Here is a 15,657-nt window from a genome sequence, read left to right on the forward strand (position 1 = left end):
CTTATTGGCTGTTGCCGGGGAGCGTGGCGTTCCCCTTCCGGAGAATCAGTGCATGTCGCGTAAATGGAAGATCGCCCTGGCGGTCGTCGTCGTGGTGGTCGTGGTGGTGGGCCTGCGTGCATGCAACAAGCCTGCCGCCGAAGACATGAAGCAAGGCGGCCAGGACAGCAGCAAGCCGGTGCCGGTGACGGTCGAGTCCGTGACCACGCAGGACGTGCCCGTGTACCGCAACGCGACCGGCACGGTGACCGCGCTCAACACGGTGACCATCAATCCGCAGACCGGCGGGCGCCTGATGAGCCTGGAGTTCACCGAAGGCCAGCCGGTCAAGAAGGGCCAGGTCCTGGCCCGGATCGATCCTCGCGAGCTCAAGGCGGCCTATGACCAGGCTGCGGCCTCGAAGAAGCAGAACCAGGCCCAGCTGCAGACCGCGCGCGATACCAATGCGCGCCTGACCGATCCGGCCTACGCCCCATACGTGGCGCGCACCGACATCGACACCCAGAAGAACCTGGTCGCCCAGTACCAGGCCGGCGTGGCCGCGGCCGATGCCGCGATGCAGGCCGCCAGCGTGCAGCTGCAGTACACCACCATCGTCTCGCCGCTGGACGGCATCGCCGGCATCCGCGGCGTGGACGTGGGCAACATCGTCAGCACCAGCTCTTCGATCGTGACCATCACCCAGATCGAGCCGATCTACGCCTCCTTCAGTTTGCCGGCGCAGGACCTGGACGCGGTGCGTGCCGCACAGGCGCAGGGCAAGGCCGTGGTCGCCGCGCTGGACAGCACCGACCAGCACGTCATCGCCGGCGACGGTGTGCTGGACGTGGTGGACAACGTGGTCAGCACCGATACCAACACCTTCAAGCTGCGCGCGCGCTTCCCCAATGCCGACCACGTGCTGTGGCCGGGCCAGTTCGTCAACGTGCGCCTGCAGGTCAGCAACATCGGCGGCGGCTTGGTCGTGCCGACCCAGGCCGTGCAGCGCGGCCCGGAGAGCGACTACGTCTACGTGGTCCAGGCCGACAACACGGTCAAGATGACCAACGTGACCACTGGCGTGGAAGTGGGCGACACCCACATCGTGGTGACCAAGGGCCTGAAGGCCGGTGAGCGCGTGGTGACCGAGGGCCAGTTCCGCCTCAAGCCCAATGCCAAGGTCGATGCGCTCAAGCCGGGCCAGGCGCCGCCGGAGCCGACCGAGCAGGAATTGCAGCAGGCCATGCAGGGCCAGAAGGGTCGCCGCGGTCCGCCGCGCTGATGCACGCCAGCCTGCGCCACGGTCGTGGCGTGGGCAGGTCGCGTGATGCGACCGCCATGACGATCTGACAGGACGGACTTCCCTTGGGCTTCTCCAGCATTTTCATCCGCCGCCCCATCGCCACCACGCTGCTGATGATTGGCGTGACGCTGCTGGGCATCATGGGTTACCGCAGTCTGCCGGTCTCGGCGCTGCCGGAAATCGATTCGCCCAGCCTGGTGGTCACCACCCAGTATCCGGGCGCCAGCGCGGCGACCATGGCCGCCCTGGTGACCACGCCGCTGGAACGCCAGCTGGGCCAGATCTCCGGCATGGAGATGATGACCTCCGATTCGTCGGCGGGCCTGTCCACGATCGTGCTGCAGTTTTCGATGGAGCGCGACATCGACGTCGCCTCGCAGGATGTGCAGTCGGCCATCCGCCAGGCCACGCTGCCCAGCGGCCTGCCGTACCAGCCCACCTACAATCGCGTGAACCCGGCCGACGCGGCCATCGTCACGCTGAAACTGACCTCCGACACGCTGCCGCTGCGCGAGGTCAACCGCTACGCCGACTCGATCCTGGCCCAGCGCCTGTCGCAGGTACCGGGCGTAGGCCTGGTCTCCATCGCCGGCAACGTACGGCCGGCCGTGCGTATCCAGGTCAACCCGGCCATGTTGTCCAACATGGGCATGACGCTGGAAGACCTGCGCAGCGCGCTGACCCAGGCCAATGTCAATGCGCCCAAGGGCTCGCTCAACGGCGCCACGCAGTCCTACAGCATCGGCACCAACGACCAGATCGAAGACGCCGCCGGCTACAACAGCACCATCATCAGCTACCAGAACGGCGCGCCGGTGCGCCTGGGCGACGTGGCCAAGGTGGTCGATGGCGTCGAGAACGACCAGCTCTCGGCCTGGGCCGACGGCAAGCAGGCGGTGCTGCTGGAAATCCGCCGCCAGCCGGGCGCGAATATCGTGCAGACCGTCGCGGCGATCCGCGCGCTGCTGCCCCAGCTCAAGAGTGTGCTGCCGGCCGAAGTGAAGCTCGATGTGTTCTCCGACCGCACCGAGACCATCCGCGCCTCGGTGCATGAAGTGCAGTTCACCCTGATCCTGACCATCGGCCTGGTGGTGGCGGTGATCTTCGTGTTCCTGCGCCGGCTGTGGGCCACGATCATTCCATCCATCGCCGTGCCGCTGTCGCTGGTGGGCACCTTCGGCGTGATGGCCTTCGCCGGCATGTCGCTGGACAACCTGTCGCTGATGGCGCTGGTGGTGGCCACCGGCTTCGTGGTGGACGACGCGATCGTGATGATCGAGAACATCGTGCGCTACATCGAGCAGGGCAAGAGCGGCCCGGAAGCGGCGGAAGAGGGCGCCAAGCAGATCGGCTTCACCGTGCTGTCGCTGACGATCTCGCTGGTGGCGGTGTTCCTGCCGCTGCTGCTGATGCCGGGCGTGACCGGGCGTTTGTTCCATGAGTTCGCCTGGGTGCTTTCGATCGCGGTCGTGATCTCGATGCTGGTGTCGCTGACCCTGACGCCGATGATGTGTGCCTACCTGCTCAAGCCCGACGCGCTGCCTGAAGGCGACGATGCGCACGAGCGCACGCACGCTGCCGGCAAGCAGAATCTGTGGTCGCGCACCGTGGGCCTGTACGAAAGCACGCTGGATTGGGTGCTCGCGCGTCAGGGCCTGACCCTGGCCGTGGCGCTGGCCACGGTGGTGGTGACGGTGCTGCTGTACATCGCGATCCCCAAGGGCCTGTTGCCCGAGCAGGACACCGGCCTGATCACCGGCGTGGTCCAGGCCGACCAGACGGTGGCCTTCGAACAGATGCAGTCGCGCACCCAGGCCGTGGCGGCGGCGCTGAAGAAGGACCCGGCGGTGACCGGCGTGGCCGCGTTCATCGGCACCGGCAGCATGAATCCCACGCTCAACCAGGGCCAGATCAGCATCGTGCTCAAGGAGCGCGGCGATCGCGAAAGCCTGGATGAGATCGTCCCGCGCCTGCAGAAATCCGTGGCCGGCATCCCCGGTGTGGCGTTGTATCTCAAGCCGGTGCAGGACGTGACCCTGGATACGCGCGTGGCCGCGACCGAATACCAGTTCTCGCTGTCCGACGTGGACAGCGCCGAGCTGCAGTCGCAGGCCGATCGCGTGACCCAGGCGCTGCGCCAGCGCCCGGAGCTGTCTGACGTGGGCAACAACGCGGCCAACGCCGGCCGCGCGCTGATGATCGACGTCAATCGCGACACCGCCAGCGCGCTGGGCGTGCCGATGCAGACCATCGACGACACGCTCTACGACGCCTACGGCCAGCGCCAGATCTCCACCATCTTCACCGCGCTCAACCAGTACCGCGTGGTGCTGGAAGTGGCGCCGGAGTTCCGCACCCGCGATGCCCTGATGAACAAGCTGGCGGTGGCCAGCAACGGCAGCGGAGCGCTGACCGGCAGTAATGCCACGACGCTGGGCCAGGTGACCTCGTCCAACTCATCCACCGCCACCGGTATCGGCAACTCCAATATCGGTATCGCGGTCGGTACCGGTGGCGGCATCCCGCTGTCGGCGCTGGCGACCTCGCGTATCGGCACCACGCCGCTGGTGATCAGCCATCAGCAGCAGCTGCCGGCGGTGACGATCTCGTTCAACGTCACTCAGGGTTACTCGCTGTCCGAAGCGGTGGAAGCGATCAACGAGGTCCGCGAGGAGCTCAACCTGCCCGACACCGTGCGCACCGAGTTCATCGGCAAGGCGGCCGAATATTCCTCCAGCCAGTCCGATGTCGTGTGGCTGCTGCTGGCCGCGGTGGTGGTGATCTACATCGTGCTGGGCGTGCTGTACGAGAGCTACATCCATCCCTTCACGATCATCTCGACCCTGCCGCCGGCCGGCGTCGGTGCGCTGCTGGCGCTGATGCTGTGCGGGATGAGCCTGTCGGTGGATGGCATCGTCGGCATCGTGCTGCTGATCGGCATCGTCAAGAAGAACGCGATCATGATGATCGACTTCGCCATCGATGCGCGTCGCGAAGGCATGAGCGCACACGATGCGATCCGCCGCGCCTGCCTGCTGCGCTTCCGTCCGATCATGATGACCACCGCCGCGGCGCTGCTGGGCGCGCTGCCGCTGGCGCTGGGCGATGGCATCGGCTCGGAGCTGCGCAAGCCGCTGGGCGTGTCGATTGTCGGCGGCCTGCTGCTGTCGCAGCTGGTGACGCTGTACACCACGCCGGTGATCTACCTGTACATGGAGCGCTTCTCGCAACGCGTGCAGGGTTGGCGTGACCGCCGGGCCGCGCGCCACGGCGCGGCGCCATCGCCGGAGGCCGGCTGACGGTCGCCGCCAGGCACCGTCGCCGGAAGTCCACGCCATGACGCGTCGAGTCAGTCTTTCCAACGTCTTCATCCGCCGGCCGATCGGCACTTCGCTGCTGGCCGTGGGTTTGTTCGTCATCGGCCTGATGTGCTACCTGCGCCTGGGCGTTGCGGCGCTGCCGTCGTTGAGCATCCCGGTGATCTTCGTCCAGGCCAGCCAGTCCGGCGCCGATGCCAGCACCATGGCATCGACCGTGACCGCGCCGCTGGAGCGCCGCCTGGGCCAGGTGCCGGGCATCGAGACGATGCGCTCCAACAGCTCCGAAGGCCGCTCGATGGTCTTCCTGAGCTTCGACTCCAGCCGCAACGTGGACTCGGCCGCGCAGGACGTGGCCTCGGCGTTGAGTGCGGCAACGTCCGACCTGCCCTCGGGCATGTCCACGCCCAACTTCCAGAAGGCCAACCCCAACGACGATCCGCTGATCGCGATGGCGCTGACCTCCGATACGCAGTCGGCGGCCGACCTGTACAACCTGGCCGATTCGCTGCTGGCCCAGCGCCTGCGCCAGGTCACCGGCGTGGCCTCGGTGGACATCGCCGGCGCTTCGACGCCGGCCGTGCGCGTGGACGTCAACCTGCGTGCGCTCAACGCGATGGGACTGACCCCGGACAACCTGCGCAACGCGATGCGCGCGGCCAACGTGGTCTCGCCGACCGGCTTCCTGGCCGACGGCAAGACGACGATGGCGGTGATCGTCAACGACTCGGTGCGCAAGGCCGCGGACTTCGCCAACCTGGCCATCGCCACCCAGAACGGCGTCACCGTGCGCCTGAAGGACGTGGCCACCGTCTACGACGGCCAGCAGGACGCCTACCAGGCCGCATGGTTCAACAAGAAGCCCGCGGTGGTGATGTACACCTTCATCCGCACCGGCGCGAACGTGGTCGAGACCGTCGACCGCATCCGCGCCCAGCTGCCGCTGCTGGAGGAATACCTGCCGCCAGGCACCAAGCTGACCCCGTATTACGACCGCACGCCGACCATCCGCGCCTCGCTGCACGAGGTGGAAATCACGCTGCTGATCAGCCTGGCGATGGTGGTGCTGGTGATGGCGCTGTTCCTGCGCCGGCTGGCGCCGACCCTGATCGCCACGGTTACCGTGCCGCTGTCGCTGGCCGGTGCGGCGGTGGTGATGTACGCGCTGGGCTATACGCTCAACAACCTGAGCCTGCTGGCGCTGGTGATCGCGATCGGCTTCGTGGTCGACGATGCGATCGTGGTGATCGAAAACATCATGCGCCACCTCGATGAGGGTATGTCGCGCATGGAGGCGGCGATCGCCGGCTCGCGCGAGATCGGCTTCACCATCGTCTCGATCACCGCCTCGCTGATCGCGGTGTTCATCCCGATCCTGTTCGCGCAGGGCATGATGGGCGCGTTCTTCCGCGAGTTCACCGTGACCCTGGTGGCGGCGATCGCGGTCTCGGCGATCGTCTCGCTGACGCTCACGCCGACGCTGTGCAGCCGCTTCCTGTCGGCGCATGAAGAAGCCGCGTCCACCTCGCGCATCGGTCGCTGGATCGATGCCGGCCACGCCGGCATGTTGCGCGTCTACACCGCCTGCCTGGACTTCAGCCTGCGCCACGCGCTGCTGCTGGCGCTGACGCCGCTGCTGCTGGTCGCGGCAACGGTATTCCTGGCCGGCAAGGTCAAGGGCGGCAGCTTCCCGGCGCAGGACACCGGCCTGATCTGGGGCCGCGCGCAGTCCAGCGCGACGGTGTCCTTCGCCGACATGAAGAAGCGCCAGGAGCGCATCACCGACATGCTGCTGGCCGATCCGGCGGTGAAGGTCGTCGGCGTGCGCCTGGGCAGTGGCCGGCAGGGTTCCAGCGCGCAGTTCAACATCGAGCTGAAGACCCACGCCGATGGCCGCAAGGTCACGACCGCGCAGGTGCTCTCGCGCCTGAGCGCCAAGGCCGACAAGTACCCCGACCTGCAGCTGCGCCTGCGCGCGGTGCAGGACCTGCCCAGCGACGGCGGCGGCAACAGCAACCAGGGCGCGCAGTACGAAAAGACCCTGCAGGGCAACGACCTGACCGAGCTGGAGTACTGGCTGCCCAAGGTCGTGGCCGAGCTGAAGAAGAACCCCAAGTTCCGCGACGTGTCCAGCGACGTGGAAGAGGGCGGCCTGCGCCAGAACATCCAGATCGACCGCGAGAAGGCCGCGCGCCTGGGCATCTCGATCGGCGCCATCGACGGCGCGCTGTACGGTGCGTTCGGCCAGCGCTCGGTGTCGACGATCTATTCCGAGCTCAACCAGTACTCGGTGGTGGTCAACGCGCTGCCCAACCAGACCGCCACGCCGGCGCAGCTGGAGACGGTCAAGCTCAAGACCACCAGCGGCGACATGGTGCCGTTGAGCGCGGTGGCCAAGCAGACCGACGGGCTCTCGCCATCGCAGATCTCGCACCTGAACCAGTACACGGTGATGGACCTGAGCTACAACCTGGCGCCGGGCGTCAGCACGGGCGAGGCCGATGCCATCTTCAAGTCGGTGGTGGAGGGCATGCGCATGCCCGGCGACATCAAGATCGCCGATGACCACGGCTGGGGCGCGGCGATGGACCCGTCCTCGATGCTGATGCTGGTGCTGGCGGCGATCCTCACCGTCTACATCGTGCTGGGCATGCTGTACGAGAACCTCGTGCATCCGGTGACCATCCTGTCCACGCTGCCGGCGGCGGGCGTGGGCGCACTGCTGGCGCTGGTGGTCACCAATACCGAGCTGTCGGTGATCTCGATGATCGCGCTGGTGCTGCTGATCGGCATCGTCAAGAAGAACGCGATCATGATGATCGACTTCGCCCTGGTCGCGCGCCGCGAGCGCGGCCTGAGCCCGCTTGAAGCCGCGCGCGAAGCCTCGATCGTGCGCTTCCGTCCGATCATGATGACCACGATGGTCGCGCTGCTGGCGGCGGTGCCGATCGCCGTTGGCCTGGGCGAAGGCTCCGAGCTGCGCCGTCCGCTGGGCATCGCGATGATCGGCGGCCTGCTGTTCTCGCAGAGCCTGACCCTGCTCAGCACGCCGGCGCTGTACGTGATTTTCTCCTGCCTGCAGCAGCACTGGCGCAACTGGCGCGCGCGTCGCCGCGAGAAGAAGCTCGCCCGTCGCCGCCAGCGGGCACTGTCGGCCGGCTGATCGTGGATATCGCTGCTGCGGCGCAACGCCGTGGCAGCGCGCGGACGCGGTGAAACCGCTTACTCCGTGATCTGGCGCACGCCGCTTGCGCGCGCCTGAATCGTCCACGGCGACGTTCAAGAATCTGCAATGCGGCGCCGGCACACTCGGTGGCACAGGGGCGGCCTGGCCATGCACGGAGTCCGCAATGAATACGTTTTTCAACGCCCGCCTGCCGCGGATGTTCATCGACATCGAGGCTGAGCAGGACTACTGGCAGGAATGGTTCCACAACCTGCCGCAGGCCGCGGCCGCGCGGAGCTTCCACGCCTACTGGCCGGTGATCGGCGCGGTCTACGACATCTACATCAACCATCCGGGCTGGGATTCGGACCGTGCGCAGGCGCGCTATGCGCTGTGCGCGGCGGTGCAGCTGCAGGGCCTGAGCGATCGCGAGGCCAGCGAAGTGTTCTCGCAGGTCTGGGGCCGCATCAGCGGCGAGCGCCTGGGTCGCGCGGCGCTGGAATCCAGTGCGCGGCGGCATGCGGCCTGACTGGCACTGAAGGCGTTCGCGGCAAACGCCGCGTCCGCACATCGTTCTTGAAAACGCCCGGCGCCAGCCGGGCGTTCTCGTTTCAGTCCGCGGCGACCGGCGCGTGATCCATCGCCAGCACCGGCCCGGCGACCTGCTGGCCGGCCTGCCACACTGCCTGGATGCCGCGCGTGTTGCGGATATCGGCCAGCGGATCGGCTTCGAGCACGACCAGGTCGGCGCGCTTGCCCGCGGCCAGCGTGCCGCGATCGTCCAGGCCGAGCAGCTGCGCGGCATCGCGCGTGGCCGTGGTCAGCGCCTGTTGCGCGGTGAAGCCGGCCTGGGTCATCAGCTCCAGTTCGCGGTGTTCGGAATAACCGATCACGCGCGACGGCATCGCACCCGCGTCGGTGCCGAAGCCGATCCGCACGCCGCCGTCATGCAGCGTGCGCAGGTTGCGCAGGTTCATCGCCACGTCCCTGCGCGCCTTTTCTGCGCCGGCGCTGGCGCGCTGCGTGTCGGCCCAGCCCGGCGCGGACCACTGTGCCTTGACGCTGGCCGGTAGCGCGGCCTGGATGAAGCGGTCTTGCAGCCACTGCGGATGCTCGGCGAAGGCGTAGGTGTTCTCGTCGATGGTCAGGGTCGGGATGTACCAGGTGCCGGCGTCGTGCATGGCCTGCACCAGCGTTGGCGCGACCGGGGTGTCGCGGATGCCGTGGCCGATGATGTCCACGCCGCTGGCCACCAGCTCGGCGGCCGGCGCCTGGTCGTGGATGTGCGCGGCCACTTTCAGGTCCTGCGCGTGGGCTTCTGCGATGGCTGCCTGGTAGATCGCCTCGGGCATGATCGGCGCCTTGTCGCCCAGGTTGTCCACCCACAGCTTGATCAGGTCCACGCCATCGGCCTTCTGCTGGCGCACCGCGGCGCGCGCCTGTTCCGGCGTGGCCGGGCGCGCGACCGGATCGCTGGCCAGGCCCATCGGGCCAGCGGGCGGCGCGCCTTCGGGTACGCCGATGCCCGCGCCGGCGCCGTACAGCTGCGCGCCGAGCCGCGGCTGGTCGTGGACCTCCTTGCGCAGGGCGAAGAACGCCGGGCCATTCATGCCCAGCGCCGTCAGCGTGGTCACGCCGAAGCGCTGGAACTGCTTGAGGTCGCGCAGCACCACGGCGCGCGTGTAGTGGCGATCGCCGTGTTCGGTGCCGTTGGTGTTGCCCAGGTGCGAGTGGTTGCTGACCAGGCCCGGGATGATCCAGCGGCCGCGGTAGTCGATGCGTTTTGCATCGCCCGGCAGCGTCGCCGGCGCCTTGCCCAGCGTGGTGATCACGCCATCGGTGATGACCAGCGTCTGCACGCCTGCATCGCGGTTGCCATCGAAGACGCGGGCGCCTTCCAGGACCACGGTTTCAGCCTGGGCCTGCGTTGCGAGCAGGCAGGCGATGCCGAGGGACAACAGGCGAGGGGACAGGCGCATGACGGCACTCCATTGACGGGGGAGCGTCCGAGCCTAATCAGCGCTTCGTCCAGGCGGCAGCAAGAACGCGCGGGCCTGACCGCAATGTCATGCCCGCGCGTCGATCTGGCTGAAGATCAGGTGCGCAGTGCCAGTCGCTGACCCAAGCGCACCGGCTTTTCAGGGCCAAGATTGGAGGCCAGTGCCGCCACGCCCGGCGGCAGCAGCACGATCACGGTCGAGCCGTAGTTGAAGCGCGCCATCTCGCCGAAGCGCTCCAGCACGATGCCCTTGCCGCGCCAGTCCTTGCGCGTGACCTTGGTGGCGTACTCGGGGATTTCCACGCCGCTCCACACCGTTTCCACGCCGGAGACCAGCATCGCGCCGACCATCACGCAGGCCATCGGCCCGAAGTCGGTGTCGAAGTGGCACACCAGTCGCTCGTTGCGCGCGAACAAGCCCTGCACGTTGGCCACCGCGTCGGTGCCCACGCTGAAGAGGCGACCCGGCACGTGCACGGTTTCGCGCAACGTGCCGGTCCACGGCATATGCACGCGGTGGTAGTCGCGCGGCGACAGGTAGACCGTGGCGTAGCTGCCGTGTTCGAACGGCGCGGCGTCGGCCTCGCTGCCCAGCAGGGCGGCGGCGGTGAAGTGCTTGCCCTTGGCCTGGAAGATGCGGCCCGACTCGATCGGCCCGCACTGGCTGATGTGGCCATCGGCCGGCATGACCAGGCTGCGCCGGTCCGGGTCGGGCGTGCGCGCGCCGGGCTTCAGGGCGCGGGTGAAGAACGCATTGAAGGTGGGATAAGCGGTGGCATCGGGCTGCGCGGCTTCGGCCAGGTTCACGTTGAACTTGGCCACGACCGTGTCGATGATCTTCTGCTTGATCGCCGGGTTGTCCGAGTACGCCAGTCTGCGCGCCAGCGAGGACAGCAGCCGGTGTGGCAGCGCGTAGGTGAGGGTGGTGACCAGGCTCACTTGCTGGCCTCGGTCAGCTTCAGCATGTCCTGCCCGATCAGCTGCGGGTTGAAGGGCGGCTGGATGAGGCCGGCCAGGCGGGCCTGCGGATCGAGCACGACGATCTGTGCGGAATGGTCCATCGAATAGTCCTGCGGATTTTCTTTGAAGTGTTCGCCCGGCACCTTGCCGAACACCAGCATCAGCGAGGTGGCGAAGGCTTCGAGCGTGGGGATGTCGGCCGTGGCGGCCAGCGAATCCTTGTGGAAAGCGTGCGCATATTCGCCGACCTTCATCGGCGTGTCGCGCTCGGGATCGACCGAAACGAACAGCACGCGCGGGCGCAGCGTGTCCGGCAGGCCTGCCCACTGCTGCTGCGCCTGGGCCAGCTGGGCCAGCGTGGTCGGGCAGACGTCCGGGCAGTAGGTGAAACCCAGGAACACCAGCGTCCAGTGGCCGCGCAGTTCGCCCGGCGTGAGCTGGGTGCCGTCGGACTGGCGCAGCGAGAACTCCGGCAGCGTCCGCGGGTTGGGCAGCAGGGTGACGGCTTGGGTGGCGGGCCAGCGGGCGTTGCCGGCCTTGGACGGGCCGAGCAGCTTGTTGGCCGCCAGGACGCCCAGGAGGGCGGCGATTGCAATCAAAAGCGCGACGCCGAGGGTGCGTTTGGGCATTTTTCCGTTTCCGCTGCAACGAAGGACCATGATACCGGGCCGTCCCTTTATAATCGGCGGCCGCCTTCACCCGTTGTTGTCCATGACTGCCGACGCAGCCGACGCCCTGCACACCATCATCGACCTGATCCGCTACGGCGCCAGCCGCTTCAATGCGGCCGGGTTGACGTTTGGCCACAGCCACGACAACGCGCTGGACGAAGCCACCGCGCTGGTCCTGCACACGTTGCACCTGCCGCCGGACATCGGCCCTGCCTACGGTCAGGCGCGTCTGGTGCGCGGAGAAAAAGAAGCCATCCTGGCGCTGATCGAGCGCCGCGTGGCCGAGCGCGTGCCGGTGGCTTACCTGACTGGCGAGGCCTGGTTCGCCGGCCTGAGCTTCAAGACCGACAAGCGCGCTCTGGTGCCGCGCTCGCCGATCGCCGAGCTGATCGAGTCCGGCTTCGAGCCGTGGCTGGCCGGCCGCGAAGTCTCGCATGCGCTGGACCTGTGCACTGGTTCGGGCTGCATCGCCATCGCGATGGGCCACTACAACCCGGACTGGCAGGTTGACGGCGTGGACATCAGCGATGACGCGCTGAGCCTGGCCGCCGAGAACAAGGCACGCCTGCACGCCGACAACGTCGAGCTGGTCAAGTCCGACCTGTTCAACGGCCTCTCCGGCCGCCATTACGACCTGATCGTCACCAACCCGCCGTACGTCACCAACGACGAGACCGACGCGCTGCCGCAGGAGTATTCCTACGAGCCGGAGCTGGGCCTGCGCGCAGGCGACGATGGCCTGGACCTGGTGCTGAAGATCCTGCGCGATGCGCCGATCCACCTGAGCGAAGACGGCCTGCTGATCTGCGAGGTGGGCGAGTCCGAGCAGCACCTGATCAAGCTGCTCCCGGAAGTGGACTTCGCCTGGGTCGAGTTCAAGGTCGGCCAGATGGGCATCTTCGCGGTCGAATGCCGCGAGCTGATCGCGCATAGCGCGCGCATCACCGAACTGGCGGCACAGCGGCCGTGAGTTCCAACAGTTTCGGCAAGCTGCTGACCGTCACCACCTTCGGCGAGTCCCACGGGCCGGCGATTGGGTGCGTGGTCGACGGTTGCCCGCCGGGACTGGAACTGGATGCGGCCGAATTCGCCCACGACCTGCAGCGCCGTGCGACCGGCAAGAGCCGGCACACCTCGGCGCGGCGCGAGGCCGACGAGATCGAGATCCTGTCCGGCGTCTACGAAGGCCGCACGACCGGCACGCCGATCGGCCTGCTGATCCGCAACACCGACCAGCGCAGCAAGGACTACACCAACATCGCCGCGCAGTTCCGTCCGGGACACGCCGACTACAGCTACTGGCAGAAGTACGGCATCCGCGATCCGCGCGGCGGCGGGCGTTCGTCCGCACGCGAGACGACGATGCGCGTGGCCGCCGGCGTGATCGCCAAGAAGTGGCTCCAGCAGCGTTATGGCGTGACCGTGCGCGGTTTCCTGTCGCAGCTGGGCGAGATCAAGCCGGCCGGCTTCGACTGGAGCGCGGTGGAAGACAATCCGTTCTTCTGGCCGCATGCGCCGCAGGTCGAAGACCTTGAGACCTACATGGACGCGCTGCGCAAGTCCGGCGATTCGGTCGGCGCGCGCGTGGACGTGGTCGCCGAGGGTGTGCCACCGGGCTGGGGCGAGCCGATCTACGGCAAGCTCGATGGCGACCTGGCCGCCGCGCTGATGAGCATCAATGCGGTCAAGGGCGTGGAGATCGGCGACGGCTTCGCCAGCGCGATGCAGAAGGGCACCGAGCACCGCGACCTGATCACGCCCGACGGGTTCCTGAGCAACCACGCCGGTGGCATCCTCGGTGGCATCTCCACCGGCCAGGCGGTCACCGCGTCCATCGTGCTCAAGCCCACCTCCAGCCTGCGCCTGCCCGGTGCCACGGTCGATGTGGACGGCAACGTCGTCGACGTGATCACCACCGGTCGCCACGATCCGTGCGTGGGCATCCGCGCCACCCCGATCGCCGAGGCGATGGTCGCGCTGGTGCTGATGGACCAGGCGCTGCGCCATCGCGCGCAGTGCGGCGATGTCGGCGTGGTCACTCCTCGCATTCCCGGGCAGGTGGATGGCTGAGTCCAAGCCACGCGTCTGGGTCAGTCAGCCCCTGTTCGACGATGTCGTCGCGCAGCTGGCCGAACATTTCGAATTGACCTGCGAGACGCAGGTCCGCAGCTATTCCTCCGATGAGCTGGCCGAGTGCCTGGCGCCGCTGGATGGCGCGCTGGTCACGCTCAACGAGCGCATCGGCGCGGCCGAGATCGCCAGCGCCCGCAACCTGCGCGCGGTCGCCAATGTCGGCGTCGGTTACAACAACCTGGACCTGGACGCGCTGAGTGCGGCCGGGATCGCGGCGACCAACACGCCCGACGTGCTGACCGAAACCACGGCCGACCTGGGCTTCGCCCTGTTGATGGCCACCGCGCGCCGGATCACCGAAGCCGAAGCCTTCCTGCGCGACGGGCAGTGGGGCGCCTGGTCGTTCACCACGCTGCTGGGCGCGGACCTGCACGGCAGCACGCTGGGCATTCTGGGCATGGGCCGTATCGGCCAGGCCATTGCGCGACGCGCGCGCGGCTTCGGCATGCGCGTGGTCTATCACAACCGTTCGCAGCTCACGCCCGAGGTCGAAGCCGACGTCGGTGCGTCCTACGTCGGCTTCGATGAACTTCTGGCTGCGTCTGACCACCTGGTGCTGGTGCTGCCGTACACGCCAGCCTCGCACCATGTGATCGATACCGACGCCCTGGCGAAGATGAAGCCCACCGCCACGCTGGTGAACATCGCCCGCGGCGGCATCATCGACGAGGTCGCGCTGGCCGATGCGCTGGCCAACGGCCGCCTGGCCGGTGCCGGGCTGGATGTGTTCGAAGGCGAGCCCAAGGTCCGTCCCGAGCTGCTGGCCCTGAAGAACGTCGTGCTGACTCCGCATATCGGCAGCGCCAGCCTGGCCACGCGCCGGGCGATGGTGCAGCTGGCCGTGGACAACCTGATCGCCGCGATGGGCGTCGGCCCCAATGCCGGCCATCCGCCGAGCCTGCTCAACGCCGACGCGCTCATTGCCGCCAATACCGGCGGCGCGATCGTGGGCGCGAAAAAAAACGGCGCGACCAAAACCACCACGACCAAACGATAGGGAACCTTCCGCGCGCACACCACAAGCGAGAGGTTCCCCGAACCCAAGCCCCGTGTGCCGCGCGTTCCCTTTCCAACTCCCTTTCGAAGAAGACTCCCTCATGAGCAACAACGCATCCCGCACGTTCCACGTCGCCGTCGTGGGCGCCACCGGCGCCGTCGGCGAGACCATGCTGTCGATCCTGGCCGAACGCGACTTCCCGGTCGGCACCCTGTCGGTGCTGGCCTCCGAGCGCTCGGCTGGCGGCGAGATCGACTATCGCGGCCGCAAGGTCATCATCCAGGACCTGGCGACCTTCGACCCGACCGGCGTGCACATCGCGCTGTTCTCGGCCGGCGGCAGCATCTCCAAGGAATTCGGCCCCAAGTTCGCCGCGGCCGGCGCGGTGGTGATCGATAACTCCTCGGCCTTCCGCTACGACGACGACGTGCCGCTGGTGGTGTCCGAAGTGAACCCGGAAGCGGCCAAGCACCGCCCGCGCGGCATCATCGCCAACCCCAACTGCTCGACCATGCAGCTGATGCCGGTGCTGGCGCCGATCCACAAGGAATACGGCATCGAGCGCGTCAACATCGCCACCTACCAGTCGGTGTCCGGCGGCGGCCGTTCGGCGCTGGAAGAGCTGGGCAAGCAGACCGCGCAGCTGCTGGCGTTCCAGGACATCGATCCGCAGCGCTTCCCGGTGCAGATCGCCTTCAACCTGATCCCGCACATCGACGACTTCCAGCCCAACGGCTACACCAAGGAAGAGATGAAGCTGGTCTGGGAGACCCAGAAGATCCTGGGCGACAAGAACATCCTGGTGAATCCGACCGCGGTGCGCGTGCCGGTGTTCTTCGGCCATTCCGAAGCGGTCAACATCGAGACCAAGAAGAAGATCACCCCGGAACAGGCGCGCGAACTGCTGGCCACCGCGCCAGGCGTGGAAGTGGTCGACACGCACGAGGCCGGTGGCTATCCGACGCCGGTGACGCATGCGTCAGGCAAGGATCCGGTGTTCGTCGGTCGCATCCGCGAGGACTTCTCGCATCCGCGTGGTCTCAACCTGTGGGTGGTCGCCGACAACATCCGCAAGGGCGCGGCGCTGAACGCCGTGCAGCTTGCCGAATTGGTCGCCGCTGGCGGGTAACGG

General features: G+C 67.6%; 11 protein-coding genes. 8 read left to right on the forward strand and 3 right to left on the reverse strand.

Annotated features, from left to right (window positions below; translation table 11 throughout):
- Window positions 1-52 precede the first annotated feature (52 nt).
- The 4 genes from BMZ17_RS04935 (at window position 53) to BMZ17_RS04950 (ending at window position 8,294) form a co-directional block, all read left to right on the forward strand.
- Window positions 53-1,261 (forward strand): efflux RND transporter periplasmic adaptor subunit, encoded by a 1,209-nt coding sequence (locus BMZ17_RS04935; protein ID WP_093136666.1) that lies wholly within the window; start codon window positions 53-55, stop codon window positions 1,259-1,261.
- Between the two features lie 83 nt (window positions 1,262-1,344).
- Window positions 1,345-4,581 carry an efflux RND transporter permease subunit gene (locus BMZ17_RS04940; protein WP_093136668.1) on the forward strand — a complete coding sequence of 1,079 codons (3,237 nt, stop codon included), beginning with the start codon at window positions 1,345-1,347 and terminating at the stop codon, window positions 4,579-4,581.
- Between the two features lie 37 nt (window positions 4,582-4,618).
- Window positions 4,619-7,762: an efflux RND transporter permease subunit gene (locus BMZ17_RS04945; protein ID WP_093138048.1), complete on the forward strand. Its 3,144-nt coding sequence runs from the start codon at window positions 4,619-4,621 to the stop codon at window positions 7,760-7,762.
- A 187-nt stretch (window positions 7,763-7,949) separates the two neighbouring features.
- The gene (locus BMZ17_RS04950) at window positions 7,950-8,294 is read left to right on the forward strand and encodes a hypothetical protein (RefSeq protein ID WP_093136670.1); all 345 of its coding nucleotides are present in this window, start codon (window positions 7,950-7,952) and stop codon (window positions 8,292-8,294) included.
- A gap of 82 nt (window positions 8,295-8,376) precedes the next feature.
- Here the strand turns inward: BMZ17_RS04950 and BMZ17_RS04955 are convergent, their stop codons facing one another.
- The 3 genes from BMZ17_RS04955 to BMZ17_RS04965 form a co-directional block, all read right to left on the reverse strand.
- On the reverse strand, window positions 8,377-9,744 hold the full coding sequence (locus BMZ17_RS04955; protein ID WP_093136672.1) for an amidohydrolase family protein: 1,368 nt from the start codon (window positions 9,742-9,744) through the stop codon (window positions 8,377-8,379).
- A gap of 116 nt (window positions 9,745-9,860) precedes the next feature.
- A complete protein-coding gene (gene asd / locus BMZ17_RS04960; protein WP_093136674.1) occupies window positions 9,861-10,703 on the reverse strand; it encodes an archaetidylserine decarboxylase in 843 nt (280 codons plus the stop codon).
- Complete coding sequence (locus BMZ17_RS04965) at window positions 10,700-11,353, reverse strand: SCO family protein (RefSeq protein ID WP_093136676.1); 654 nt, start codon at window positions 11,351-11,353, stop codon at window positions 10,700-10,702. Before BMZ17_RS04965 ends, asd begins: the two co-directional genes overlap by 4 nt.
- An 82-nt stretch (window positions 11,354-11,435) precedes the next feature.
- Here BMZ17_RS04965 and prmB point away from each other — a divergent pair, with 82 nt between their 5' ends.
- The 4 genes from prmB to BMZ17_RS04985 all read left to right on the forward strand — a co-directional run bounded on the left by prmB (window position 11,436) and on the right by BMZ17_RS04985 (window position 15,654).
- Window positions 11,436-12,365 carry a 50S ribosomal protein L3 N(5)-glutamine methyltransferase gene (prmB, locus tag BMZ17_RS04970; protein WP_093136678.1) on the forward strand — a complete coding sequence of 310 codons (930 nt, stop codon included), beginning with the start codon at window positions 11,436-11,438 and terminating at the stop codon, window positions 12,363-12,365.
- Window positions 12,362-13,465: a chorismate synthase gene (gene aroC, locus BMZ17_RS04975; protein ID WP_093136680.1), complete on the forward strand. Its 1,104-nt coding sequence runs from the start codon at window positions 12,362-12,364 to the stop codon at window positions 13,463-13,465. The genes prmB and aroC overlap by 4 nt, the downstream gene beginning before the upstream one ends.
- Window positions 13,458-14,525 (forward strand): 2-hydroxyacid dehydrogenase, encoded by a 1,068-nt coding sequence (locus tag BMZ17_RS04980; RefSeq protein WP_093136682.1) that lies wholly within the window; start codon window positions 13,458-13,460, stop codon window positions 14,523-14,525. Before aroC ends, BMZ17_RS04980 begins: the two co-directional genes overlap by 8 nt.
- 100 nt (window positions 14,526-14,625) lie before the next feature.
- On the forward strand, window positions 14,626-15,654 hold the full coding sequence (locus BMZ17_RS04985) for an aspartate-semialdehyde dehydrogenase (RefSeq protein WP_093136683.1): 1,029 nt from the start codon (window positions 14,626-14,628) through the stop codon (window positions 15,652-15,654).
- Window positions 15,655-15,657 lie beyond the last annotated feature (3 nt).

This window comes from Pseudoxanthomonas sp. GM95, assembly GCF_900109775.1.
Lineage (GTDB): Bacteria > Pseudomonadota > Gammaproteobacteria > Xanthomonadales > Xanthomonadaceae > Pseudoxanthomonas_A.

Coding starts and splice junctions, on each gene's coding strand:
- BMZ17_RS04935 (WP_093136666.1), top strand. CDS start 53: ATGTCGCGTAAATGGAAGATCGCCCTGGCGGTCGTCGTCGTGGTGGTC.
- BMZ17_RS04945 (WP_093138048.1), top strand. CDS start 4,619: ATGACGCGTCGAGTCAGTCTTTCCAACGTCTTCATCCGCCGGCCGATC.
- BMZ17_RS04950 (WP_093136670.1), top strand. CDS start 7,950: ATGAATACGTTTTTCAACGCCCGCCTGCCGCGGATGTTCATCGACATC.
- BMZ17_RS04955 (WP_093136672.1), bottom strand. CDS start 9,744: ATGCGCCTGTCCCCTCGCCTGTTGTCCCTCGGCATCGCCTGCCTGCTC.
- BMZ17_RS04965 (WP_093136676.1), bottom strand. CDS start 11,353: ATGCCCAAACGCACCCTCGGCGTCGCGCTTTTGATTGCAATCGCCGCC.
- prmB (WP_093136678.1), top strand. CDS start 11,436: ATGACTGCCGACGCAGCCGACGCCCTGCACACCATCATCGACCTGATC.
- BMZ17_RS04980 (WP_093136682.1), top strand. CDS start 13,458: ATGGCTGAGTCCAAGCCACGCGTCTGGGTCAGTCAGCCCCTGTTCGAC.
- BMZ17_RS04985 (WP_093136683.1), top strand. CDS start 14,626: ATGAGCAACAACGCATCCCGCACGTTCCACGTCGCCGTCGTGGGCGCC.